Source organism: Streptomyces venezuelae (assembly GCF_008642355.1).
GTDB classification, from domain to species: domain Bacteria; phylum Actinomycetota; class Actinomycetes; order Streptomycetales; family Streptomycetaceae; genus Streptomyces; species Streptomyces venezuelae_B.
Genome location: NZ_CP029193.1, coordinates 4,088,343 through 4,111,895, shown reverse-complemented (window position 1 = coordinate 4,111,895; position 23,553 = coordinate 4,088,343). Strand labels below are relative to the sequence as shown.

Annotated in this window: 18 protein-coding genes; 8 read left to right on the top strand and 10 right to left on the bottom strand. The window is 68.2% G+C overall.

Annotated features, from left to right (window positions below; translation table 11 throughout):
* Positions 1-60: 60 nt before the first annotated feature.
* Both murJ and DEJ47_RS19010 read right to left on the bottom strand, forming a co-directional pair.
* Positions 61-2,577: a murein biosynthesis integral membrane protein MurJ gene (murJ, locus tag DEJ47_RS19015; protein ID WP_150169916.1), complete on the bottom strand. Its 2,517-nt coding sequence runs from the start codon at positions 2,575-2,577 to the stop codon at positions 61-63.
* Between the two features lie 46 nt (positions 2,578-2,623).
* Entirely contained in the window at positions 2,624-5,032 is a 2,409-nt protein-coding gene (locus DEJ47_RS19010; protein ID WP_150169914.1) for a DUF6049 family protein, read from the bottom strand.
* A 192-nt stretch (positions 5,033-5,224) separates the two neighbouring features.
* Between DEJ47_RS19010 and DEJ47_RS19005 the strand changes: the two genes are divergently transcribed.
* Positions 5,225-6,667 carry a CCA tRNA nucleotidyltransferase gene (locus DEJ47_RS19005; RefSeq protein ID WP_150169912.1) on the top strand — a complete coding sequence of 481 codons (1,443 nt, stop codon included), beginning with the start codon at positions 5,225-5,227 and terminating at the stop codon, positions 6,665-6,667.
* 100 nt (positions 6,668-6,767) lie between these two features.
* On the opposite strand, the gene DEJ47_RS19000 is transcribed toward DEJ47_RS19005, so the two are convergent.
* The 4 genes from DEJ47_RS19000 to DEJ47_RS18985 all read right to left on the bottom strand — a co-directional run bounded on the left by DEJ47_RS19000 (position 6,768) and on the right by DEJ47_RS18985 (position 10,574).
* A complete protein-coding gene (locus DEJ47_RS19000; protein ID WP_150169910.1) occupies positions 6,768-7,295 on the bottom strand; it encodes a hypothetical protein in 528 nt (175 codons plus the stop codon).
* A gap of 114 nt (positions 7,296-7,409) precedes the next feature.
* The gene (locus tag DEJ47_RS18995) at positions 7,410-8,666 is read right to left on the bottom strand and encodes an MFS transporter (RefSeq protein ID WP_150169908.1); all 1,257 of its coding nucleotides are present in this window, start codon (positions 8,664-8,666) and stop codon (positions 7,410-7,412) included.
* A 79-nt stretch (positions 8,667-8,745) separates the two neighbouring features.
* On the bottom strand, positions 8,746-9,828 hold the full coding sequence (locus DEJ47_RS18990; RefSeq protein WP_150169905.1) for an inositol-3-phosphate synthase: 1,083 nt from the start codon (positions 9,826-9,828) through the stop codon (positions 8,746-8,748).
* Positions 9,829-9,887: 59 nt separating this feature from the next.
* Positions 9,888-10,574 (bottom strand): PadR family transcriptional regulator, encoded by a 687-nt coding sequence (locus DEJ47_RS18985; protein WP_150169903.1) that lies wholly within the window; start codon positions 10,572-10,574, stop codon positions 9,888-9,890.
* Positions 10,575-10,947: 373 nt separating this feature from the next.
* On the opposite strand from DEJ47_RS18985, the gene DEJ47_RS18980 reads away from it, so the two are divergent.
* Both DEJ47_RS18980 and DEJ47_RS18975 read left to right on the top strand, forming a co-directional pair.
* On the top strand, positions 10,948-13,716 hold the full coding sequence (locus DEJ47_RS18980; RefSeq protein ID WP_150169901.1) for a transglycosylase domain-containing protein: 2,769 nt from the start codon (positions 10,948-10,950) through the stop codon (positions 13,714-13,716).
* A gap of 128 nt (positions 13,717-13,844) precedes the next feature.
* A complete protein-coding gene (locus DEJ47_RS18975) occupies positions 13,845-15,380 on the top strand; it encodes a glycosyltransferase 87 family protein (protein WP_161236626.1) in 1,536 nt (511 codons plus the stop codon).
* Between the two features lie 76 nt (positions 15,381-15,456).
* On the opposite strand, the gene DEJ47_RS18970 is transcribed toward DEJ47_RS18975, so the two are convergent.
* From DEJ47_RS18970 to DEJ47_RS18960, 3 genes are all read right to left on the bottom strand, one after another.
* Complete coding sequence (locus tag DEJ47_RS18970) at positions 15,457-16,488, bottom strand: alanine racemase (RefSeq protein ID WP_150169897.1); 1,032 nt, start codon at positions 16,486-16,488, stop codon at positions 15,457-15,459.
* Positions 16,489-16,554: 66 nt separating this feature from the next.
* Positions 16,555-17,676: a lipid II:glycine glycyltransferase FemX gene (locus DEJ47_RS18965; RefSeq protein ID WP_150169895.1), complete on the bottom strand. Its 1,122-nt coding sequence runs from the start codon at positions 17,674-17,676 to the stop codon at positions 16,555-16,557.
* A 147-nt stretch (positions 17,677-17,823) separates the two neighbouring features.
* Complete coding sequence (locus DEJ47_RS18960; RefSeq protein ID WP_150169894.1) at positions 17,824-18,132, bottom strand: hypothetical protein; 309 nt, start codon at positions 18,130-18,132, stop codon at positions 17,824-17,826.
* Positions 18,133-18,397: 265 nt separating this feature from the next.
* Here DEJ47_RS18960 and rpsF point away from each other — a divergent pair, with 265 nt between their 5' ends.
* The 4 genes from rpsF (at position 18,398) to rplI (ending at position 20,136) form a co-directional block, all read left to right on the top strand.
* Positions 18,398-18,688, top strand: a complete 291-nt coding sequence (gene rpsF, locus DEJ47_RS18955) for a 30S ribosomal protein S6 (protein WP_016644628.1) — start codon at positions 18,398-18,400, stop codon at positions 18,686-18,688.
* Positions 18,689-18,764: 76 nt separating this feature from the next.
* Positions 18,765-19,361 carry a single-stranded DNA-binding protein gene (locus DEJ47_RS18950; RefSeq protein WP_150169892.1) on the top strand — a complete coding sequence of 199 codons (597 nt, stop codon included), beginning with the start codon at positions 18,765-18,767 and terminating at the stop codon, positions 19,359-19,361.
* 73 nt (positions 19,362-19,434) lie between these two features.
* Entirely contained in the window at positions 19,435-19,671 is a 237-nt protein-coding gene (rpsR, locus tag DEJ47_RS18945; RefSeq protein WP_003949403.1) for a 30S ribosomal protein S18, read from the top strand.
* A gap of 18 nt (positions 19,672-19,689) precedes the next feature.
* A complete protein-coding gene (gene rplI, locus DEJ47_RS18940; protein WP_150169890.1) occupies positions 19,690-20,136 on the top strand; it encodes a 50S ribosomal protein L9 in 447 nt (148 codons plus the stop codon).
* A gap of 126 nt (positions 20,137-20,262) precedes the next feature.
* Here the strand turns inward: rplI and DEJ47_RS18935 are convergent, their stop codons facing one another.
* Positions 20,263-21,600, bottom strand: coding sequence for an MATE family efflux transporter (locus tag DEJ47_RS18935; protein WP_150169888.1), 1,338 nt, complete (start codon positions 21,598-21,600; stop codon positions 20,263-20,265).
* A gap of 460 nt (positions 21,601-22,060) precedes the next feature.
* On the opposite strand from DEJ47_RS18935, the gene dnaB reads away from it, so the two are divergent.
* Positions 22,061-23,542 (top strand): replicative DNA helicase, encoded by a 1,482-nt coding sequence (dnaB, locus tag DEJ47_RS18930; protein ID WP_150169886.1) that lies wholly within the window; start codon positions 22,061-22,063, stop codon positions 23,540-23,542.
* The last annotated feature ends 11 nt before the right edge of the window (positions 23,543-23,553 follow it).

Here is a 23,553-nt window from a genome sequence, read left to right as displayed (position 1 = left end):
ACAGTCCGGCGCTATGCACGACACACGGTGGCCGACGATGGTTGTGCGGGCCCGCTCATCTCACCGACCGAGACGGCCGCGGACCATGCCGACCATGGAGTTGAGCTCCGCGATCCGCATCTTGCGGGCGGCCACGAAGAAGACACCGAGAAGTGCGATGCCCCCGGCGACCAGCGCCACGAAGGAGCTGAGCGCCCCGGTGCCCATCACCCTCAGGATGGCGAAGCCGATGCCGCCACCGACGATCGCCGCCGGGATCGAGGCACCGAAGAGTCGGGTGTACGTACGTGCCACCTGGGCGCCGTCCAGATCGCCGCCCAGCCGCACGCGCAGCCGACGCCAGGCCACACCGACGCCGACCGCGTAGGCGAGGCCGTAGGAGGCGGCCATGCCGACCACGGCCCACCGGGCGGGCAGGACGAAGAAGCACAGGGCCGAGGCCGCGGCGTTGACGGCCGCCACGATCACGGTGTTGTAGAAGGGCGTGCGGGTGTCCTCGTAGGCGTAGAAGCCGCGCAGGACGACGTACTGGACCGAGTACGGAATCAGGCCGAGCCCGAACGCCATCAGGGTGTAGCCGATGTTCTGTGCGCCCGAGCCGGAGCCCGCGTACAGCAGGGTGGCCATCGGAACGCCGAGGGCGAGGAAGGCGAACGCGCACGGCACGATCGCCACGGCGGAGGTCCGCAGGCCGTACGAGATGTCGTCCCGGACGGCTGCGGGGTCGTCGTCGTTCGCGGAGCGGGAGATGCGGGGCAGGACCGCGGTCATCACGGAGACCGTGATGATGGCCTGCGGCATTTGCCACAGCAGCAGCGCGTAGTTGTACGCGGTGATGCCGGTGCCCGAGTAGCCGTGGTCCTCGGCCGTCGCGCCGGCGCTGGTGGCGAGCTGGGTCACGACGATCATGCCGAGCTGGTTGGCGAGGACGAAGAAGAACGTCCACTTGGCGAGGCGCGCGGCCTTGCCGAGGCCCTGTCCGCGCCAGTCGAACCGGAGCCGCAGCTTGAAGCCCGCCTCGCGCAGGTACGGCAGCATCGACAGCGCCTGCACGGTCAGGCCGAGCAGGGTGCCGATGCCGAGGAGCCGTACGCCGTCGGGCGTGATGCTGCTCGCGTCGACCTCGGAATCGGTGAAGCTGCCGAAGGCCCAGATGAAGGCGCCGAACGTCGCGATGACCACGATGTTGTTGAGGACGGGGGTCCACATCATCGCGCCGAAGCGGCCGCGGGCGTTGAGGATCTGCCCGAGCACGACGTGCAGGCCCATGAAGAACATCGTGGGGATGCAGTACCGGGCGAAGGTGACGGCGACGTCCATCTTCGCGGGGTTGTCGGCGATCGTCGGTGACATCATGCGGATGAGCGCGGGTGCCGCGATCACGCAGATGACGGTGACGGCCGCGAGCAGGACCATCACGAGGGTCAGAAGGCGGTTGGCGTAGCCCTCGCCCTCGTCCTCGTCGTTCTTCATGGCCCGCACGAGCTGCGGGATGAACACCGCGTTCAGGGCGCCGCCTCCGACGAGGACGTAGATCATCGTCGGGAGGACGTTGGCGACCTGGTACGAGTCGTTGAGCGTGCCGACGCCGATCGCGGCGGCCATGACCAGGGTGCGCAGGAAGCCGGTGAGGCGGGAGACGATCGTCCCCGCCGCCATGAGCGCGCTCGACTTCAGCAGGCTGGATGCGCGCCCGCCCGACTTGGCCGAGGGTGCCGGCGCGGGCGCGGGCGCGGGCGCGGGCGCGGGAGCGGCCACGGGCGCGGCTGCCGGGGCGGCCGCGGGGTTCGGGACGATCGGCTGGTCGGCCGGCGTCTGTCCGCCGTGTGCGGGCTGTCGGTAGTCGTTGCCCTGGGGGTAGCCCTGGTCCTGGGGGTAGTTGTTGCTCTGGGGGTAGCCCTGGCCCTGGGGGTAGCCGTTGCCGTCCCCCTGCCCATAGCCGTCGTTCTCGGGGTAGCCGCCCTGCTGATACGCCCCTTGCGGGTATCCGCTCTGGTGGTACCCGGCCTGCGGGTGGCCGGGTTGTGGGTAGCCGCCCTGCTGCCGGTACTCGTCGTGCTGGTACTCGTCCTGCTGGTAGGCGGACTGCTGGCCGCGGTATCCGCCCGGTTGCTGGTCACGGAAGAGGTGAGCGAACGCGTCCGGCTCGTGGCGCTCCTCGCCGGCCTGGGTGACCAGGTCGTCGACGCCCACGAACTGGGTCGTGCGGGCGTCGTCGCCGTACGGGAGGTGCCGGGTCGGGCCCTCCGGCTCGGGAGCCGGGGTCTGTGCCCACACGCGCGGGTCGGGTGCGTGCTGCGGGGAGGGCGGCTGGGCGTAGAGCGGAGGCTGCTGCTGGTATGTGCCGGGCGGGGGCGGAGGGTGCGCCGCGCGGTCGTAGAGCGCCTCGGACACCGGGTCCTGGGCGGAGAGGTCCTGTGCCCGGTAGGGATCCTGGTCGTAGGCGTCCTGGAGATAGATGTCAGGCGCGGGCTGCGGGGGTACCTGCCCGTGCTCGGGGGAGCCGGGCGGCGGGCCTCCGGGCGAGGCGGAGCCGCCCGAGCCCTGGCCACGGTCACCGTCGTACGGCGCGTTCATGGTTACCCCACCTCATCGTCCCCGGGCCCACCGGCCACGACATCGCTCAACGGTCCACTCTCTCACCCGTGTCCGACGGGTCGGTGCTTTCGGGAGCGGTGTCCGGTGTCGGGTCACTCGGGTGCTCGGGGTCGTCCGCTGCGGGGCCGCCGCCGGATTCACCCTCCGGACCGTGGTCCGGACCGTCCTGTGAACCCTGTGCCGGGCCCTCGTCCGGACCCTCCTGCGCGCGCTTGCGGGCCGCACGCTTGCGCTGGGTGTACATGCGGAAGCCCGCGAGCACGAGCAGCAGGAGTCCGCCCGCGATGACAAGCATCACGGTGAGGGTGACCTCGGTGACGTTGACGTCGAAGCGCACGGCGTCGCCGTAGGGCTCTCCGTCCTCGGTGTAGAGCTGCGCGTACACAGGGACCGGGCCATTGGCATTGGCCGTGGTGGTGAACTTCACGGACTGGGAATGCCCGCCCGCGATCTTGATCTGCTTCTCCTCGAACTGCCCGCCGCCGATTTTCAGGCGAGTGGGGTTGTTGGAGGAGAGGCGCAGGACCAGGTGGTCGACGCCCTGCACGAGGTTGTTCTGCACGGACACCGGGATGGTCGCGCTGCGGCCGGAGAGCTTCGCGTCGGACCTCTGGACCAGCGACACCTGCTTGGTGAGCTCCTGGAGATACGCCCACACGCTCTGCCGGTAGGAACCCCCCTCTCGCGGGCGGCCGCGCCAGGATGTCGACATCTCGCGGTCTATGGCCCGCCCGAAGGGGGTCACCACTCGGTCCTTGGCGGTGAGGATCACCTGGAAGCGTTCGAGCGTGTTCTTGGTGTTCTGGATCTTCTCGAAGGCGGTACGAGGCAGTTCCTGCTTGCGCAGTGCGGCCGGGTAGGCGGCGGCCGAGGGCACCCGGGTGGTGGCCTGCGGGTCGGGCTTGGCCTTCGCGGCGGCGGTCAGGCCCTGCGACTGAGACCACTTTCCCTCCGCGAGCGAGCTGAGCGCCTTCGCCATGGTCTGCGCCTGGCTGACCGACGGCATGCGCTGCGGAGCGACCACGATGCTCCGCTGCCTGTCGGGGTCCTGCAGGTTGATCATCAGGCTCTGGGCGAGGAACTCCTGGACGGCCAGAGTCGAGTTCTCCCCCACGGTCATGTCGCCCTGGAAGGCGGTGGAAAGCCGCGCGTCGGCGACCACCGCGGTGGTGCCGCCGCCGATGGGCCGGGCCGCGGACGGCGAGTACTGCAGGCCGTTGGTCTCGCGCAGGCTGTCGCTGCGGGCGATGACCGTGTGGGCGCCGGCGGAGGTGGCCACGTCGACGATCGACGGGTCGATGGCTCCGTCGGCGGGCCAGGCGAAGTCGGTGCTGGGCGTCACCTGGAGGATCGTGGTGACCGCCTTGTAGCCCGCTTCGGTGGCCTCCTTGAGATGACCGAGGGAGCCGCTGACCGCCTTGCCGGTGTGCGCGAGGGAGGCGAGGTCGGGGTCGGCGTAGGGGAGCGCGACGACCTTCTTGTCCTTGACGGCGGTCTGGAGGTCGTTGAGCCACTGGCCGGCGACCGACTGCTGCTTGCCCGCCCGGGTGGTCTTTCCGTCGGGGTTCTCGATCCGGTAGTTCTTCGTCATCGCCTCGACCGAGGCGAGCAGGTCCGGATCGATGACCCACGTGACGTCCAGACGGCTGCCGAGAGACAGCAGCTGGTCCAGGCGTCCGCCGGGGGCCAGCTCGTCGGCGAGGTCGTCGTTCTTGAAGACGGGCGTCTGCTGTTCGTCGGAGCCGGTCCTCGCCGTGAGGTGCGTTGAGGTGGTGAGCGGCCACAGGTACGTGGTCTTCGTCTTGGTGTCCGGGGCGTCGGGCTGCCACGGCAGGAAGGTCCGCTCGATGCCGAGCACCTGGGGGTAGGGCTGAGCGGCGCTCTGGCCGGTGAGGGTGACACCCAACTGGTAGACGCCGCTGGTGCTCAGTGAGAGCGCCTTCACCGGCACGGAGATGCTGAAGTCCTGTCGCACGCCCGGCGTGAGCTTGGCGATCTTCTCGACGTACTTCCCGCCGACCTCCGAACCGTCAACACCTGGTTGAAAGCCCGTGCGCTTCGCGGCGCTGTCGATCTCGCTGCGGCTGCCGAGCGGCGACCCGACGCGGAGCCCGACCTGTGCCGCCGTCACTGTCTGCTTGCCGTTGTTGGTGACCGTGCCCGAGACCGTGAGGGTGTCGTCCTCACCGGGGGCGGTGGGGGTGAGCGCGTTCAGGGAGACATCGACGGTGCGGGAGCCGGTGGCATCGGCCTTCACACGTGACGCCGCGGTCTCCGCCTTGGCGCCGGGTCCTGAGGCATGCGCCACGGGGCCCACCGGCGTCTGCAGCAGTCCGGCCAGCAAAGGGGTTCCCACCAGCAGTGCTGCGGTGCGCCGCAGCCACCGGCGGGCAGGTGAGGGGCTCGTCCCCGGAAAGTCTGCCGCCTCGGCCACGCGTTCGCCCGTCCCTCGTCGTCAGTGGTCGTCGGTTGTGCGTCCACGCATGGTAACGATGCGCGCTGTGACGAAGTGCCGCGGACTGCTCCACGTGATGGGAAGACGCGCCGGGGCGGCTGCGCGGGGCCCGGCGGGCGCGGCGGTATTCGGGTCGGCCGCGGGCGCGCGGGGCACGTACCCTTTTCTGTTGTGCCGAACGCCAATGAAGAGAATCCCAGCGCCCTGAGCCAGGTGCAGCGCCGCGCGGTCAGCGAACTGCTGCGCGTCTCCCCTGTCGCGGACGACCTCGCCCGCCGTTTCCAGGAGGCCGGGTTCTCCCTCGCCCTGGTCGGCGGCTCGGTCAGGGACGCCTTGCTGGGCCGGCTCGGCAATGACCTGGACTTCACGACCGATGCCCGCCCCGAGGACGTGCTGAGGATCGTCCGGCCGTGGGCCGACGCGGTGTGGGAGGTCGGGATCGCCTTCGGCACGGTCGGCAGTCAGAAGGACGGCTACCAGATCGAGGTGACCACCTATCGGTCGGAGGCGTACGACAGGACCTCGCGCAAGCCCGAGGTGTCCTACGGCGACTCCATCGAGCAAGACCTCGTGCGCCGTGACTTCACCGTGAACGCGATGGCCGTCGCGCTCCCGGAGAAGGAGTTCGTGGACCCGCACGGTGGGCTCGACGACCTCGCGGACCGTGTGCTGCGCACCCCTGGCACGCCCGAGGACTCCTTCTCCGACGACCCGCTGCGGATGCTGCGGGCCGCGCGCTTCGCCGCGCAGCTGGACTTCGAGGTGGCTCCGGACGTCGTCGCAGCGATGAAGGCGATGGCCGAGCGCATCGACATCGTCTCGGCGGAGCGCGTACGGGACGAATTGAACAAACTGATCCTCTCCGCGCACCCGCGCAAGGGTCTCGCTCTCCTCGTCGACACGGGCCTCGCCGACCGAGTGCTCCCTGAGCTCCCCGCCCTGCGCCTGGAGCGGGACGAGCACCACCGTCACAAGGACGTGTACGACCACTCGCTGATCGTCCTCGAGCAGGCGATGGATCTGGAGACGGACGGCCCCGACCTGACGCTGCGGCTCGCTGCGCTGCTGCACGACATCGGCAAGCCGAAGACGCGGCGCTTCGAGGGCGACGGTCGGGTCTCCTTCCACCATCACGAGGTGGTCGGCGCCAAGATGGTCAAGAAGCGCATGACGGCGCTCAAGTACTCGAACGAGCTCGTGAAGGACGTTTCGCGCCTGGTCGAGCTCCACCTGCGCTTCCACGGCTACGGCACGGGAGAGTGGACGGACTCGGCCGTACGCCGCTACGTACGCGACGCGGGCCCCCTCCTGGAGCGCCTGCACAAGCTGACCCGCTCCGACTGCACCACCCGCAACAAGCGCAAGGCGAACGCCCTGTCTCGTGCGTACGACGGCCTGGAAGAGCGCATCGCCCGCCTCCAGGAGCAGGAAGAGCTGGACTCGATCCGTCCCGACCTGGACGGCAACGACATCATGAAGGTCCTGGACGTGAAGCCGGGCCCGGTGATCGGTCAGGCCTACAAGTTCCTCCTTGAGCTGCGCCTCGAGAACGGCCCGATGGAACGGGACGCGGCAGTCGCGGCGCTCAAGGAGTGGTGGGCCGCACAGAGCTGAGGGGCCGACGGTGTTTCACGTGAAACACCCACTCCCCGAAATATGCCGATGGGCGTTGTTTCACGTGAAACCGTGAAGCAACGCCCATCCTTCGTTCTCGTTACGCCTTCTTCAGGCAGAGTACGACGTTGTGGCCCTTGCCCGACTGGTAATAGGCGACCTCGGACGTCTTGACCGTCTCGCACTTGGAGCTGTCGCTCGTACCGTCGAACTTCTCGACGACCTCGAACTCGGCATCACTTGAGCCGCAGTCGACCTCTTCCAGCTCTGGCCGGATCTGCGTGCCCTTGTTGTGCATGCAGCTGCCGACGCTGGTGGACTCGGCGTCGCTCTTGCCCATGTACCACTTGCCGACGCCTATGAGAATCGCGACCAGGATGAAGCCGCCGATGCGCAGAAGCAGCTTCTTGGCGCCACCGCCACGACGGGGAGCAGGCGGCGGGGGCACGGGCCCGCCCTGGTTGAAGGCCGGGTAGGGGGCCGTCGGCCCGCCCGGCTGGCCCTGCTGCGGCGGGTACGGGGCCGGGGGAGCCTGACCGTACGGAGCGACACCGCCCTGGGGCTGGCCATAGGGGTTCTGGCCCTGGGGCGGGTACGGAGTCTGGCCCTGGGGCGGCGGAGTGGTCACTTTGGGGGTCCCCCTCGAACGAGAGCGCGATGGCGCGAATACGACGCCCGTAAGTTATCCGGGTCCACCGACATCTCTGTAGCCCAGAGGGGCTCTGTGTCACTGATGTGACACTTATTGCGCGCCGAAACGGGTCATACCGCCAGCAACCGCCGCGTAGAGCAGAGCCACCACCAGCACCAGCGGGACCGAGCGGCCGTCCGGTGGCAGCATCAGGGCCGCCACTCCTGCCGCGCCCACGAACGCGACATTGAAGAGCACGTCGTAGATCGAGAAGACCCGGCCGCGGAAGCCGTCGTCCACCGAGGACTGCACCACCGTGTCCGTGGCGATTTTCGCGCCCTGGGTCGTCAGACCGAGGAGGAAGGCGGCGACCAGGAGAGGGGCGGGTTCGAAAGGGAGACCGAGTGCGGGTTCGAGGAGCGCCGCCGTTGCCGCGCAGGTGACGATCCAGCCGCCTGGGCCAAAGCGTCCCACCGCCGCAGGCGTGACCACGGCTGCCACGAAGAACCCCGCACCGGAGATCCCCACCGCCAGACCGAGCAGCGCGAGCCCGTCGGCTTCCGTCGACGTCCAGGCGTACCGGCACAGCATCAGGACCATGACGGTCAGCGCGCCGTAGCAGAAGCGCAGCACCGTCATCGCGGCCAGCGCGCGGGCGGCCGCGGGGCGTTGCGTGAGATGGCGCACCCCCGCTCTCAGCCCGCGTGCCGTGCCGGCGAGCGCGGTCGCGAGCCGGGGCTGGACCAGGTCCGGGTCCGGGCCGAGCAGTTCGCGTGCCATGCGGAGCGAGGCGAGCGCCGCACAGAGATACAGGGCGGCGCCGCAGAGGACCACGGCCGCATCCGAGTCCGAGGCCACCAGACGGATCACGAAGGCGAGGCCGCCGCCCAGGGTCGCGGCGAGCGTGCCCGCGGTCGGTGAGAGGGAGTTCGCGAGGACCAGCCGGTCGGCGTCGACCACCCGGGGCAGGGCGGCCGAGAGCCCCGCGAGGACGAAGCGGTTGACGGCGGTGACGCAGAGGGCGGAGGCGTAGAAGAGCCAGTCGGGGACGTCGCTCAGCATCAGGACGGCGGTCAGGGACGCCAGGGCGGCCCGCAGGAGGTTGCCGTACAGGAAGACCTGGCGGCGCGGCCAGCGGTCCAGCAGGACGCCGGCGAAGGGGCCGACGAGGGAGTACGGGAGGAGCAGCACGGCCATGGCGGAGGCGATCGCTCCGGGCGAGGCCTGTTTCTCCGGGGAGAAGACGACGTACGTGGCGAGTGCGAGCTGGTAGACACCGTCCGCGCCCTGGGAGATCAGCCGTACGGCGAGCAGCCGTCGGAAGTCCCGCAGTCGCAGCAGTATCCGCAGGTCACCGACGACAGCCATGGATCACAGCCTCACATACGAGGAGGGTCCCCGGGCGGAATGCCCGGGGACCCTCGACAAGCGACAAGGAGAGGGCTGTTTAGCGCTCGACCTCGCCCTTGATGAACTTCTCGACGTTCGCGTAGGCCTCGTCGTCGAAGTACTGGACCGGCGGGGACTTCATGAAGTAGCTGGACGCGGAGAGGATCGGGCCTCCGATGCCGCGGTCCTTGGCGATCTTCGCGGCGCGCAGGGCGTCGATGATGACGCCGGCCGAGTTCGGGGAGTCCCAGACCTCGAGCTTGTACTCCAGGTTCAGCGGGACGTCGCCGAAGGCGCGGCCCTCGAGGCGGACGTACGCCCACTTGCGGTCGTCGAGCCAAGCGACGTAGTCGGACGGGCCGATGTGGACGTTCTTCTCGCCCAGCTCGCGGTCCGGGATCTGCGAGGTGACGGCCTGCGTCTTCGAGATCTTCTTGGACTCGAGGCGGTCGCGCTCGAGCATGTTCTTGAAGTCCATGTTGCCGCCGACGTTGAGCTGCATGGTGCGCTCGAGACGGACACCGCGGTCCTCGAACAGCTTCGCCATCACGCGGTGCGTGATGGTGGCGCCGACCTGCGACTTGATGTCGTCGCCGACGATCGGGACACCGGCCTCGGTGAACTTGTCCGCCCACTCCTTGGTGCCGGCGATGAAGACCGGGAGAGCGTTGACGAACGCGACCTTGGCGTCGATGGCGCACTGCGCGTAGAACTTCGCGGCGTCCTCGGAACCGACGGGCAGGTAGCAGACGAGGACGTCGACCTGGCGGTCCTTGAGGGTCTGGACGATGTCGACCGGGGCCTCGTCGGACTCCTCGATGGTCTGGCGGTAGTACTTGCCCAGGCCGTCGTAGGTGTGGCCGCGCTGGACGGTGACGCCCTTGTTCGGCACGTCGCAGATCTTGATGGTGTTGTTCTCGCTGGCGCCGATGGCGTCCGAGAGGTCGAGGCCGACCTTCTTCGCGTCGACGTCGAACGCGGCGACGAACTCGACGTCACCGACGTGGTAGTCGCCGAACTGGACGTGCATCAGGCCCGGGACCTTGGTGTCCGGGTCTGCGTCCTTGTAGTACTCGACGCCCTGGACCAGCGAGGCGGCGCAGTTGCCCACGCCGACGATGGCTACGCGAACCGAACCCATTCCGGTTGCTCCCTGTGTGATCTCGGTATTCCGGATGAGACCCGGCGGAACGCTGGGTCTCACTTGGCGGGGTCATCGGACGGATCCGGCGGCGGGTCGTTCTCCCGCCGCCGGGGCAGGCCCGCCGACTCCCCAGATGTGCTGTTCTGCTGAGCGGAGCTGCCGGGGGCGGGCCGTTGCTGGTCCCGTCCCGCTCGCTCGCTCTCGATGAGCTCGTTCAGCCAGCGCACTTCGCGCTCCACGGACTCCATGCCGTGCCGCTGCAGCTCAAGCGTGTAGTCGTCCAGGCGCTCCCGGGTACGGGCCAGGGAGGCGCGCATCTTCTCCAGGCGCTCTTCGAGGCGGCTGCGGCGGCCTTCGAGCACCCGCATCCGGACATCTCGCGAGGTCTGCCCGAAGAAGGCGAAGCGGGCGGCGAAGTGCTCGTCCTCGTACGCGTCGGGGCCGGTCTGCGAGAGCAGATCCTCGAAGTGCTCCTTACCTTCCGCCGTCAATCGATAGACGATCTTGGCGCGACGCCCCGCGAGCGGAGCTGCGAGGGCGTCTTCGGGGGCGCTGCCCGACTCCTCGATCAACCAGCCGTTGGCGACCAGCGTCTTGAGGCAGGGGTAGAGCGTCCCGTAGCTGAAGGCACGGAACACCCCCAGCGACGTATTGAGTCGTTTACGCAGCTCATAGCCGTGCATCGGGGATTCGCGGAGCAGACCGAGGACGGCGAATTCCAGGATGCCGGAGCGCCTGCTCATCTTCGCCTCCCGTCTTCCGCGGTCCCTCAGTACGGCCTTTATGCCGAGCTGATGTATCGACTCGATACATCGAGACGATAGAACGGCGATCCGGTTGAGACAAGAGGGGGCACGGTGAACGGCGTCACATCACCGATTCGTAGGAAGTAACTTGCCTGATTTGGGGTGAACTTCGGCTCTAAGAGGGTTTTGACGGTGCGTAGTCTGTGCGCCATGCATGCCGCCGGGAACCAAGTGACGTCAGGGAGCGTCGTGGTCCTCGGTGTAGTGCGGGCGCGTTCAGGAACGGGCGCTTCCGCACTTCGGGGGGACCGGAAACCAGCCGCCGTTTCCAGGCGTGGACAGCTGCGCCTGCCCGAGGAGTAATCGTTCGATGAGCGAGCACCGTCGCAAACCGCCGCAGCCGCAGGGCGGCGGACGCGCCGCGGCCAGGCGCGGCACCCCAGGGGCGCCGTCGGGTCGACGCGCGGCACCGCGGGGCGACACAGGATCACCCTCTGCCTCCTACGGAGGGCCGGGGCCCGGTTCCGGGGCACCCGACGACGGGGGCCGCCCTTATGGCGGCAGGGCCGAGGCCCGGCGCGCCGCACAGCGCAGCGGTTCGGTCGGCGCGGGCGGCGGACGCCGCAGGGCGCCCGACGGTGGCGGGCGCGCGGGTGGCGGTGGCGGTCGTCGTGGCGGTGGGTCCGGCGGATCGTCCGGGCCGGGCCGTGGCAGGGGCCGGGGTGCGGAGCCGCCCCGTAAGAAGCGGTTCATCGACTATCCGCGAGCGGGCAAGTCCGGAGGGCGCCGCTGGGTTCCCTCGTGGCGTCTGGTCACCGGCGTGTTCCTCGGCTTCTTCGGCGGTCTGATGGCGGTCGCCGGCATCTCGTACGCCCTGGTGGAGGTGCCGGAGGTCGACAAGGCGGCCAAGGCCCAGAACAACGTCTACTACTGGGCCGACGGCAAGCAGATGGTCGCGACCGGTGGTGAGCGCAACCGCCAGATCATCGACTACGACGACATCCCCAAGGAGATGCGCTTCGCCGTCATGTCGGCGGAGAACAAGACGTTCGAGAAGGACAAGGGCGTCGACCCGATGGGCATCACCCGTGCCCTGGTCAACATGGCCAAGGGCGGGCAGACCCAGGGTGGCTCCACGATCACCCAGCAGTACGTGAAGAACGCGCGGCTCGGCGATCAGTCGCAGACGTTCACCAGGAAGTTCAAAGAGCTCTTCATCTCCATAAAGGTCGGCCGGACGGTGTCCAAGGAGGACATCATGGCCGGCTACCTCAACACCGCTTATTACGGGCGTGGGGCGTACGGCATCCAGGCGGCGGCCCGGGCGTACTTCAACAAGGAAGCCAGCGAACTGGATCCGAGCGAGTGCGCCTTGCTGGCGACCGTGCTGAAGGGCGCCACGTACTACGACCCGGCCGGCTACCCCGAGATCGATCCCGCGGCCAACAAGCAGGACAACACCGCGCGCGCCAAGAAGCGCTGGCAGTGGATCCTGGACGAAGAGGTCAAGGACGGCCACCTGACGAGCGAGCAGCGGGCCAAGTACACGAAGTTCCCGAAGCTGCAGAACCCGCGGTCGAACATGGACCTGGCGGGCCAGACGGGTTACCTCGTGGACCTGGCCAAGGCGTACGTCATCAGGAACACCAACATCACCGCCGAGCAGCTCCAGCGGGGCGGCTACGAGATCCACACGACCTTCGAGAGGAAGAAGGTCGAGGAGCTTGAGAAAGCGGTGAACAAGGTCCGCAAGGAGAAGATCAAGCCGAAGGTGCGTCCGGAGAAGGACACGCACGTTCAGTTCGGTGGCGCCTCCGTGGACCCGAAGGACGGCGCGATCAAGGCCATCTACGGCGGTGAGGACGCGACCAAGCACTTCACCAACAACGCCGACCAGACCGGTGCCCAGGTCGGTTCGACGTACAAGCCGTTCGTGCTGGCCGCTGCGTTCAAGTACGGCGTGCGCGATCCCGACGGGCCGGAGGAGCAGAGCGAGTCCGAGCGCACCATCGTCAACCCGAAGAGTCTCTACAGCGGCAAGAACGAGCTGAAGATCCAGAAGTACAACGGTCAGGTCTGGACGGACCGCGACGGCAAGCAGTGGAACCAGAAGAACGACGGCAACCAGTCCTACAACCGTCCCAGCTTCCAGATCGACCTGCGCGAGGCGATGAGGGAGTCGGTCAACTCGGCGTATGTGCAGCTCGGCATGGACGTCGGCCTGGAGAAGGTGAAGCAGGCGGCCATGGAAGCCGGTCTCAAGGACGACAGCTCCATGGCCGGCGCCACGTACCCGTCCTTCTCCCTCGGTACTTCGTCGCCGAGCGCGATCCGGATGGCCGGTGCCTACTCGACCTTCGCGGCGAGCGGCAAGCAGAACGAGCCGTACTCGGTGAAGGAAGTCGAGCACGAGGGCGACACGGTCTACCGGCACGAGAAGCAGACCAAGCAGGCCTTCAGCCCTGAGGTCGCCGACAACGTGACCGACGTGCTGCGGACCGTCGTGGAGAAGGGCACCGGTACGTCCGCCAAACTCGTCGGCCGCCAGGTCGCCGGCAAGACCGGTACGACCGACGGCAACAAGTCCGCCTGGTTCGTCGGCTACACCCCGCAGCTGTCGACCGCGGTCAGCATGTACCGGCTCGACGACGACGAGAGCAACAAGAAGCGCAAGTTCCTGGAGATGTTCGGTACGGGTGGCGAGGAGAAGATCCACGGCGCCTCGTTCCCCGCGCAGATCTGGCACGACTACATGGAGAAGGCGCTCAGAGGGAAGCCCGTCGTGAACTTCCCGGTGCCCGGGCCGATCGGCAAGGTCGTCGGTGAGACTCCGCCTCCGCCGCCCACGCCGACGAAGACCGAAGAGCCGGAGGAGACCAACTCTCCGACGCCCACGGAGACGGAGTCCTCGAAGCCGCCGACGGAGTCGCCGGATCCCGGTGAGTCCTGTGACCCGTTCGACTGGGACTGCAAGCACAACGGCGGTCAGGAGAACGGCGGTGCCGACGGAGGCGTCGACGGCGGAACCGGCGGGGAGTCGCCGCCTCCGACGGAGGACCCGATCGGCGGTGGTGGCCCCAACGGCGGAAATGGCAATGGCAATGGAGGGGGCGGAATCTTCGGCGGTCCTTCGGACTGAGCCGAGGTTGCCGGAGCAGCCCGGCGGGTTGCCGGGGGCGCTCCCCCACGGACGTTTCACGTGAAACGAGGGCCGTCGCACCGATGGGTGCGGCGGCCCTCTCCGTGTTCCCAGTCGCGTACGGCAGGATGGCAGGCATGCCCAGTGCAGACCCCAGCGCAGAGACGCCGCGCACGAGCGCGTACGAGCCGGTGAGCCCGCAGGAGCAGGAGCCGGTACGTCCCACGAGAGAGGACGAGGTCGCCCGGTCCGGCAGTGAGCTGGTGGGCGGCCCGGTCGGCCGGAGAGTGCTGTTCGCGGCGTCCTGGTGGACCCCTGTGCGCGTCATCGCCCTCCTCGCGCTCGGGATGTTCGCGCTCGGGATGATCCAGAAGATGCCGTGCTACAACGGTGCCTGGTTCTTCGGGGCCAGCTCGCAGTACACGCACGCGTGCTACTCCGACATCCCGCATCTCTATCAGGGACGCGGCTTCGCCGACGGTCTGGTGCCGTACTTCGACCGGCTGCCCGGTGACATGGAGTACCTCGAGTACCCGGTCCTCACCGGGGTGTTCATGGAGATGGCGTCCTGGGTGACGCCCGGCAGCGGATCCATCCAGCACCAGGAAAAGATCTACTGGATGGTCAACGCCGGGATACTGATGGCCTGCACCGCGGTCATCGCCGTGTGTGTCGCCCGCACCCACCGGCGCCGCCCCTGGGACGCACTCCTTGTCGCCCTGGCGCCGGCCTTCGCGCTGACCGCCACCATCAACTGGGACCTGCTCGCCGTGGCGCTCACAGCCGCCGCGATGCTGATGTGGTCGCGCTCGCGTCCCGTCGCCTTCGGAGTGCTCCTCGGGCTCGCCACGGCCGCAAAGCTGTATCCGGTGCTCATCCTGGGGCCGCTGCTGATCCTGTGCTGGCGTGCGGGCAGATGGCGGGCGTTCGGCACCGCGCTGCTGGGCACGGTGAGCGCCTGGCTGGTCGTGAACCTGCCGGTGATGCTGCTCGCGAGCGACGGATGGTCGAAGTTCTACACCTTCAGCCAGGAACGCGGCGTCGACTTCGGCTCCTTCTGGCTGATCCTCTCCCAGCGGATGGACTCCCCGTTGACCACCGACACGGTCAACACCCTGGCCACCGCGCTGATGCTGCTCGCCTGTCTGGGTGTCGGGGCCCTGGGACTCACCGCGCCACGACGCCCGCGCTTCGCACAGCTGGCCTTCCTGGTGGTCGCCGCCTTCATCCTCACCAACAAGGTCTACTCGCCGCAGTACGTCCTGTGGCTGATCCCCCTCGCCGCTCTCGCCCGGCCACGCTGGCGCGACTTCCTCATCTGGCAGGCGTGCGAGGTCGCGTACTTCCTCGGCATCTGGCTGTATCTGGCGTACACGACGAGCGGAGACGCCCACAAGGGGCTGCCGACCGAGGGGTACCAGCTCGCCATCGTCGTGCACCTCGTGGGGACGCTGTACCTGTGCGCCGTGGTGGTGCGCGACATTCTGATGCCGGAGCGGGACGTGGTGCGGCTGGCAGGGGACGACGACCCCTCGGGAGGCGTCCTGGACGGCTCCCGGGACGTCTTCGTGCTGGGCACCGCCCGTTACGCGGGCAGGGCCGCCCTGCACACCGCACAGGCCCCCACCGTGAAGTGGGGGTCGGCAGCAGACGTGCCGCGCTGAGGAAGCCGCGCACACGCGGAAGGGCCGGTACGAAGCGTCGTCGTACCGGCCCTTCCGCGTGCTGGATCGATCCGCCTCAGCGGTCGATGATCCGGTCGAACTGCGTCGTGGTGTGCCGCAGATGCGCCACCAGCTCCTCGCCGACCTTCGGTTCCGGGGCGTCCGAGGGCACGAAGAGGATCGAGACCTGCATGTGCGGCGGCTCCGCGAACCAGCGCTGCTTACCTGCCCAGACGAACGGCGAGAGGTTGCGGTTGACGGTCGCGAGACCCGCCCGCGCCACGCCCTTGGCCCGCGGCATCATGCCGTGCAGCGCCTTCGGCGCCTCCAGGCCCACACCATGCGAGGTGCCGCCCGCCACGACGACCAGCCAGCCGTCGGACGCGGCCTTCTGCTGGCGGTAGCCGAAGCGATCGCCCTTCGCGACAGCGGTGACGTCGAGGACGGCACCGCGGTACTCGGTGGCCTCATGATCGCCGAGCCAGAGGTTCGTGCCGATGCGGGCACGGAACCGCGTCTGCGGGAACTGCTGCTGCAGGCGGGCCAGTTCATGCGCCTTGAGGTGGCTGACGAACATGGTGTGCAACGGCAGGCGGGCCGCGCGCAGACGGTCCATCCAGCCGATGACCTCCTCGACGGCGTCGGAGCCGTCGGTGCGGTCCAGCGGCAGGTGGATCGCGAAACCTTCGAGGCGTACGTCCTCGATGGCGGCGTGCAGCTGCGGAAGCTCCTGCTCGCTGACGCCGTGGCGCTTCATCGAGGACATGACCTCGATGACCACGCGGGCGCCCACGAGGCCGTGCACGCCGTCGATCGACGACACGGAACGGATGACGCGGTCGGGCAGCGGCACCGGCTCCTCGCCGCGCCGGAACGGGGTCAGGACCAGCAGGTCGCCGCTGAACCAGTCCTTGATCCGAGCGGCCTCATAGGTGGTGCCCACGGCGAGCACGTCGGAGCCGAAGCGCGTGGCTTCCTCGGCGAGGCGCTCATGACCGAAGCCGTAGCCGTTGCCCTTGCAGACCGGGACGATGCCCGGGAACTGCTCCAGCATGTGCTTCTGGTGTGCCCGCCAGCGCGCGGTGTCGACATAGAGCGTGAGCGCCATGGCTGGATCCCGGAACCTTTCTCGTGTCTGCGGTGTATCAGAGTTATGGAAGGAAATTGTGCGGGATCAGCGGCGCGACATGTAGATGTCCAGCGCCTTGTGCAGCAGCTTGTTGAGCGGGAAGTCCCACTCGCCGATGTACTCGGCGGCCTCGCCACCGGTGCCGACCTTGAATTGGATCAGGCCGAAGAGGTGGTCGGTCTCGTCCAGGGAGTCGGAGATGCCGCGCAGGTCATAGACGGTGGCACCCATGGCGTACGCGTCGCGGAGCATCCGCCACTGCATCGCGTTCGAGGGCCTGACCTCGCGCCCGATGTTGTCCGAGGCGCCGTAGGAGTACCAGACGTGCCCGCCGACGACGAGCATCGTGGCGGCCGACAGGTTCACGCCGTTGTGCCGCGCGAAGTACAGCCGCATGCGGTTCGGGTCCTCGGAGTTGAGGGCCTGCCACATCTGCTGGAAGTAGCCGAGAGGACGCGGACGGAACTTGTCGCGTACGGCGGTGATCTCGTAGAGGCGCTGCCACTCGGGGAGGTCGTAGTACCCACCCTGGACGACCTCGACGCCGGCCTTCTCGGCCTTCTTGATGTTGCGCCGCCACAGCTGGTTGAAGCCCTTCTGGACCTCGTCCAGCGAGCGGTTGGCCAGCGGCACCTGGAAGACGAAGCGGGGCTGGACGTCACCGAAGCCGGCGCCGCCGTCCTCGCCCTGCTGCCAGCCCATCCGGCGCAGCCGGTCGGAGACCTCGAAGGCACGCGGCTCGATGTGCGTGGCCTCGGTGTCCCGCAGCCGCTTCACATCGGGGTTCTGGATGCCCGCCTTGATCGCCGGAGCGTCCCAGCGGCGGATCACGACCGGCGGACCCATCTTCACGGAGAAGGCGCCCTGCTGCTTCAGATGCGCCAGCATCGGCTGCAGCCACTCGTCCAGGTTCGGGGCGTACCAGTTGATGACCGGGCCCTCGGGGAGGTACGCGAGATAACGCTTGAGCTTGGGCAGCTGCCGGTAGAGCACCAGGCCCACACCGACCAGCTGACCGGTCCTGTCGTCGAACCAACCCAGGTTCTCCGAGCGCCATTCGCTCTTCACGTCAGCCCATGCCGGGACCTGGCAATGACTCGCCGACGGCAGTGTCTGGATATACGCCAGATGCTGCTCGCGACTGATGGTCCTCAGGGTCAGACTCATTCGGGGCGCTCCTCGGGCTGGTGTGTCCCCATGGGTTCAGGGGCTCCGGCTCTCGCGCCGAAGCCTACTGCGCCCTGCGAGCGACCCGTCTGGGCGTACGGAACTAAGGCCCCCGGCCGCTCGCGCGACCGGGGTGCGTCGAGGGCGTCAGCCGACGACACCGCCGAAGAGCCCGCCGTGCGCCATGCCAAGGAAGAAACCGATCGCGGCGGCTCCGAGACCCAGGATCAGGCCGAAGCGCTCACGCGTCGTCACCGAGATGAACTGGCCGTATGCGCCCGTGACGATCCCGATCAGACCCGTCCACGAGCTGATCAGGTGGAGGTTGTGGAACATCGCCGTCACGAAGGCGATCACTCCGAGCACCAGGGTCACGCCGAGCAGCGCGTCCTGGAGCGGATGAGCCTTGCCGTCCGTGGCGAAGAGGGCGGAGTTCGGTCGCATTACCTGTGCCATGAGAGGCACCTCCTGCGGAAGGCGGCGCATCGTAGCGCCATAGACACCCGATGTGTACAGATTCTGCCCGTCCCCCGCCGGATTTCAACCGGAAGCCTCGGTGCGGGTACTCTGTACCGTCTGCACCGGTGTCTGCCCTGGCCACGACATGAACCCCGCTCGCGGGAGCCGATTGTCAGTGGCGGCCGATACCGTTGCGTACGCATCACGACCCTCCTGCCACGGAACGACCGTGGCCGCTGAGTCCAAAGGAGGTGGGTTCCACATGCGTCACTACGAAGTGATGGTCATCCTCGACCCCGATCTCGAGGAGCGCGCTGTCTCCCCGCTGATCGAGAACTTCCTCTCCGTCGTCCGTGAGGGCAACGGAAAGGTCGAGAAGGTCGACACCTGGGGCCGTCGTCGTCTGTCCTACGAGATCAAGAAGAAGCCCGAGGGCATCTACTCGGTCATCGACCTGCAGGCCGAGCCTGCGGTCGTCAAGGAGCTCGACCGACAGATGAACCTGAACGAGTCGGTCCTCCGGACCAAGGTCCTCCGTCCCGAGATGCACTGAGCTTCCAGCTCAGCAGCACCCGGGAATCGAGTAGCAGCAACAAGCAGCCAGCAGCAATCCCGCCGAGAGGTTCCCCATGGCAGGCGAGACCGTCATCACGGTCGTCGGCAATCTTGTCGACGACCCCGAGCTGCGCTTCACCCCCTCCGGTGCGGCGGTCGCGAAGTTCCGTGTCGCGTCCACCCCCCGCACCTTCGACCGTCAGACGAACGAGTGGAAGGACGGCGAAAGCCTCTTCCTCACCTGCTCGGTCTGGCGTCAGGCGGCGGAGAACGTCGCGGAGTCGCTCCAGCGAGGCATGCGCGTCATCGTGCAGGGCCGGCTGAAGCAGCGGTCCTACGAGGACCGTGAGGGCATCAAGCGCACGGTCTACGAGCTGGACGTCGAGGAAGTCGGCGCCAGCCTGAAGAACGCCACGGCCAAGGTCACCAAGACCACCGGCCGAGGCGGCCAGGGCGGTTACGGCGGCGGTGGCGGCGGCCAGCAGGGCGGCGGCTGGGGCGGTGGCTCCGGCGGCGGTCAGCAGCAGGGTGGCGGCGGTGCTCCCGCCGACGACCCCTGGGCGACCGGTGCGCCGGCCGGCGGCGGCCAGCAGCAGGGCGGCGGCGGTGGCGGCTGGGGCGGAAGCTCCGGCGGCTCCGGTGGCGGCTACTCGGACGAGCCCCCCTTCTAAGCCTCACGGCTTTTCGGCCTCCGGGCCGAGGGTGGGCCGTAACCCCACTTCTTGATCACACAGGAGAAACACCATGGCGAAGCCGCCTGTGCGCAAGCCTAAGAAGAAGGTCTGCGCTTTCTGCAAGGACAAGGTCACGTACGTGGACTACAAGGACACGAACATGCTGCGGAAGTTCATTTCCGACCGCGGCAAGATCCGTGCCCGCCGCGTGACCGGCAACTGCACGCAGCACCAGCGTGACGTCGCCACGGCCGTGAAGAACAGCCGTGAGATGGCGCTGCTGCCCTACACGTCCACCGCGCGATAAGGGAAGGGTGACCGACTAATGAAGATCATCCTCACCCACGAGGTCTCCGGCCTCGGCGCCGCCGGCGAGGTCGTAGACGTCAAGGACGGCTACGCCCGCAACTACCTGATCCCGCGGAACTTCGCGATCCGCTGGACCAAGGGTGGCGAGAAGGACGTCGAGCAGATCCGTCGTGCTCGCAAGATCCACGAGATCGCGACCATCGAGCAGGCCAACGAGATCAAGGCCCAGCTCGAGGGCGTCAAGGTCCGCCTGGCCGTCCGCTCCGGCGACGCCGGTCGTCTCTTCGGTTCCGTCACCCCGGCCGACATCGCTTCGGCGATCGAGGCTGCCGGTGGTCCGAAGGTCGACAAGCGCCGTGTCGAGTTGGGCTCGCCGATCAAGACCCTGGGCGCCCACGCGACGTCCGTGCGTCTGCACCCCGAGGTTGCCGCGAAGGTCAACGTCGAGGTCGTCTCCGCCTAAGCACTGCGCTTGGCAGAGCTGAAGCAATCGTTGGGCCGCACCCTCTGGGTGCGGCCCAACGTGTTTCGTGGAACGTGGTGCGCGCTCTGTTTCACGTGAAACAGAGCGCGGGCCCGCTTGTCGCGCTCAGCGCGTGGCGCCCGTGACGAGCCAGCGGCCGGAGCGGGAACGCAGCCACAGCGTCAGCATCCGGACCGCCATCATCAGCGTCATCGCGCCCCACAGAGCGGTCAGCCCGCCGCCGAAGGTCGGTACGAGCAGGGCGACGGGCGTGAAGACGGCCAACGTGGCGATCATTGCCCAAGCCAGGTACGGGCCGTCGCCCGCTCCCATCAGGACGCCGTCCAGGACGAAGACGATGCCGCAGATGGGCTGGGCGAGCGCGATGACGACGAGGGCGGGCAGGGCCGCGTCCTGGACGTCTCCGTCGCCAGTGAAGAGCGGGATGAACACGGGCCGCGCGAGGACGACCAGCAGGCCGAGGACCACCCCCGATGCGATGCCCCACTGGACCATGCGACGGCAGACGGCGCGGGCGCCGTCAGGATCATCGGCTCCCAGGTAGCGCCCGATGATCGCCTGCCCGGCGATGGCGATGGCGTCGAGTGCGAAGGCCAGCAAACTCCACAGGGAAAGAACGATCTGGTGGGCGGCCACGTCGGAATCGCCGAGGCGGGCGGCGACGGCGGTGGCGATCATCAGGATGGCGCGCAGCGAGAGCGTACGGACGAGAAGCGGCGCACCAGCTTGCGCGCAGGCCCGGATGCCGGCGGCGTCCGGGCGCAGTGAGGCGCCGTGGCGTTTGGCGCCGCGTACGACGACGTAGAGATACACGGTGGCCATGCCGCACTGGGCGATGACGGTGCCCCAGGCGGAGCCGGCGATGCCGAGGTCCGCGCCGTAGACCAGACCGACGTTCAGGACGCCATTGGCGACGAAGCCGCCGATGGCGACGTACAGCGGGGTCTTGGTGTCCTGCAGTCCGCGCAGTACACCCGTGGCGGCGAGCACGACGAGCATGGCGGGGATGCCGAGCGAGGAGATCCGCAGATACGTGACGGCGTACGGGGCCGCTGTGTCGGAGGCGCCGAAAAGGTCGACGAGAGCGGGGGCGGTGGGCAGGACGACCGCGATGACGGCCGCGCCGAGGAGCAGCGCGAGCCAGATGCCGTCCATGCCCTGCCGGATGGCGGCCTGGAGATCTCCGGCGCCGACCCGACGGGCGACGGCGGCCGTGGTGGCGTATGCGAGGAAGACGAAGATGCTCACCGCGGTGGTGAGGAGCGCCGAGGCGACGCCGAGGCCGGCCAGTTGGGCGGTGCCGAGGTGCCCGACGATGGCGCTGTCGGCGAGGACGAAAAGGGGCTCGGCCACGAGCGCGCCGAACGCGGGGACGGCGAGCGCGATGATCTCTCGGTCGTGCCTTCGCCGTGCGGCTTTGGGCGCCGCGGGAGCCTGTGTCATACACACCAATCTAATCTTCCACAGGTAAGAGATGCAATGGCACTGGGACCCTTACTCAGTCGCCTGTCGGGCGGGTCGTCGCGCGCCGTTTGCGGCGATCTTGGGCCGACTGGGAAAGTTTTTCTTCTGCACAGCCGGTGGACGGGAAACCAGCAGGTCAGGGTGGTTTTCAGGAACCTGCTGAGGGCTTGTTCACAGGCCTGTCCACCGGGCCGTGCACAGGTTTGGCGGAGTTCTCCACAGCATCGGGCCCGTCATCCACACCGCCTGTGGATAACCAGATTGGCTGACGGTGCCCACAGGCCTACCGTGGTCCGGCGCCCGCCTCGTCGTACGACCTCGGAAACCCCGGAGAACCGACGCGTCAGAACCGGAGTTGGGCCCGCTTATTTGTCAGTGTCGTGCCGTACGAAAGAGGGGCACGGCGAGGTCCGCGCGGCGGACGGGAGGAGGTGGCCCGGTGAGTATCTCCGAGCCTTTGGACGACCCCTGGGCCGACAGCGGTCCCAGTGACCGTCTGCCCGTCTCCCGCCAGCGCCGCGACGGCGGCGGCGGTCGGAGCCGCGACGAACAACACGATCGTGGCCGGGAGGGCGGCTGGGACAGCGGAGGCTCGTCGTTCGAGCGTGTTCCCCCGCAGGACCTCGACGCGGAGCAGTCGGTGCTCGGCGGCATGCTGCTGTCCAAGGATGCGATCGCCGACGTCGTCGAGGTCCTCAAGGGCCATGACTTCTACCGGCCGGCGCACGAGACGATCTACGCCTCGATCCTGGACCTCTACGCCAAGGGCGAGCCGGCCGACCCGATCACCGTCGCGGCCGAGCTCACCAAGCGGGGCGAGATCACCAAGGTCGGTGGCGCGTCGTACCTGCACACGCTCGTGCAGACGGTGCCGACAGCGGCGAACGCGGAGTACTACGCGGAGATCGTCCACGAGCGGGCGGTGCTGCGCCGCCTCGTCGAGGCCGGCACGAAGATCACCCAGATGGGATACGCGGCCGACGGCGACGTCGACGAGATCGTCAACAGCGCCCAGGCCGAGATCTACGCGGTCACCGAGCAGCGCACCACCGAGGACTACCTCCCGCTCGGCGACATCATGGAGGGCGCCCTCGACGAGATCGAGGCGATCGGTTCGCGGTCAGGCGAGATGACCGGCGTGCCGACCGGGTTCACCGACCTCGACCAGCTCACCAACGGCCTGCACCCGGGCCAGATGATCATTATCGCGGCACGTCCCGCCATGGGTAAGTCCACGCTGGCCCTCGACTTCGCACGGGCCTGTTCGATCAAGCACAACATGCCGAGCGTGATCTTCTCGCTCGAAATGGGGCGCAACGAGATCGCCATGCGTCTGCTCTCCGCCGAGGCGCGCGTGGCCCTGCATCACATGCGCTCCGGCACGATGACCGACGAGGACTGGACGCGCCTCGCCCGGCGCATGCCGGACGTCTCGGCCGCCCCCCTCTACATCGACGACTCCCCGAACCTGTCGATGATGGAGATCCGCGCCAAGTGCCGCCGCCTCAAGCAGCGGAACGACCTGAAACTCGTCGTCATCGACTACCTGCAGCTCATGCAGTCGGGCGGATCCAAGCGGGCCGAGAGCCGCCAGCAGGAAGTCTCGGACATGTCGCGAAACCTTAAGCTCCTCGCCAAGGAGCTGGAGCTGCCGGTCATCGCCCTCTCGCAGCTGAACCGTGGTCCCGAGCAGCGCACCGACAAAAAGCCCATGGTCTCCGACCTGCGTGAGTCCGGCTCGATCGAGCAGGACGCGGACATGGTGATCCTGCTGCATCGCGAGGACGCGTACGAGAAGGAGTCGCCGCGCGCGGGCGAGGCGGACATCATCGTGGGCAAGCACCGTAACGGCCCCACGGCGACGATCACCGTCGCCTTCCAGGGGCACTACTCGCGCTTCGTGGACATGGCACAGACCTGACGTGCCCACAT

Bases quoted from the DNA above. Each gene is read 5' to 3' on its own strand.
- murJ (WP_150169916.1), bottom strand. From the start codon at position 2,577: ATGAACGCGCCGTACGACGGTGACCGTGGCCAGGGCTCGGGCGGCTCC.
- DEJ47_RS18995 (WP_150169908.1), bottom strand. From the start codon at position 8,666: ATGGCTGTCGTCGGTGACCTGCGGATACTGCTGCGACTGCGGGACTTC.
- DEJ47_RS18990 (WP_150169905.1), bottom strand. From the start codon at position 9,828: ATGGGTTCGGTTCGCGTAGCCATCGTCGGCGTGGGCAACTGCGCCGCC.
- DEJ47_RS18985 (WP_150169903.1), bottom strand. From the start codon at position 10,574: ATGAGCAGGCGCTCCGGCATCCTGGAATTCGCCGTCCTCGGTCTGCTC.
- DEJ47_RS18980 (WP_150169901.1), top strand. From the start codon at position 10,948: ATGAGCGAGCACCGTCGCAAACCGCCGCAGCCGCAGGGCGGCGGACGC.
- DEJ47_RS18975 (WP_161236626.1), top strand. From the start codon at position 13,845: ATGGCAGGCATGCCCAGTGCAGACCCCAGCGCAGAGACGCCGCGCACG.
- DEJ47_RS18970 (WP_150169897.1), bottom strand. From the start codon at position 16,488: ATGGCGCTCACGCTCTATGTCGACACCGCGCGCTGGCGGGCACACCAG.
- DEJ47_RS18965 (WP_150169895.1), bottom strand. From the start codon at position 17,676: ATGAGTCTGACCCTGAGGACCATCAGTCGCGAGCAGCATCTGGCGTAT.
- DEJ47_RS18960 (WP_150169894.1), bottom strand. From the start codon at position 18,132: ATGGCACAGGTAATGCGACCGAACTCCGCCCTCTTCGCCACGGACGGC.
- rpsF (WP_016644628.1), top strand. From the start codon at position 18,398: ATGCGTCACTACGAAGTGATGGTCATCCTCGACCCCGATCTCGAGGAG.
- DEJ47_RS18950 (WP_150169892.1), top strand. From the start codon at position 18,765: ATGGCAGGCGAGACCGTCATCACGGTCGTCGGCAATCTTGTCGACGAC.
- rpsR (WP_003949403.1), top strand. From the start codon at position 19,435: ATGGCGAAGCCGCCTGTGCGCAAGCCTAAGAAGAAGGTCTGCGCTTTC.
- rplI (WP_150169890.1), top strand. From the start codon at position 19,690: ATGAAGATCATCCTCACCCACGAGGTCTCCGGCCTCGGCGCCGCCGGC.
- DEJ47_RS18935 (WP_150169888.1), bottom strand. From the start codon at position 21,600: ATGACACAGGCTCCCGCGGCGCCCAAAGCCGCACGGCGAAGGCACGAC.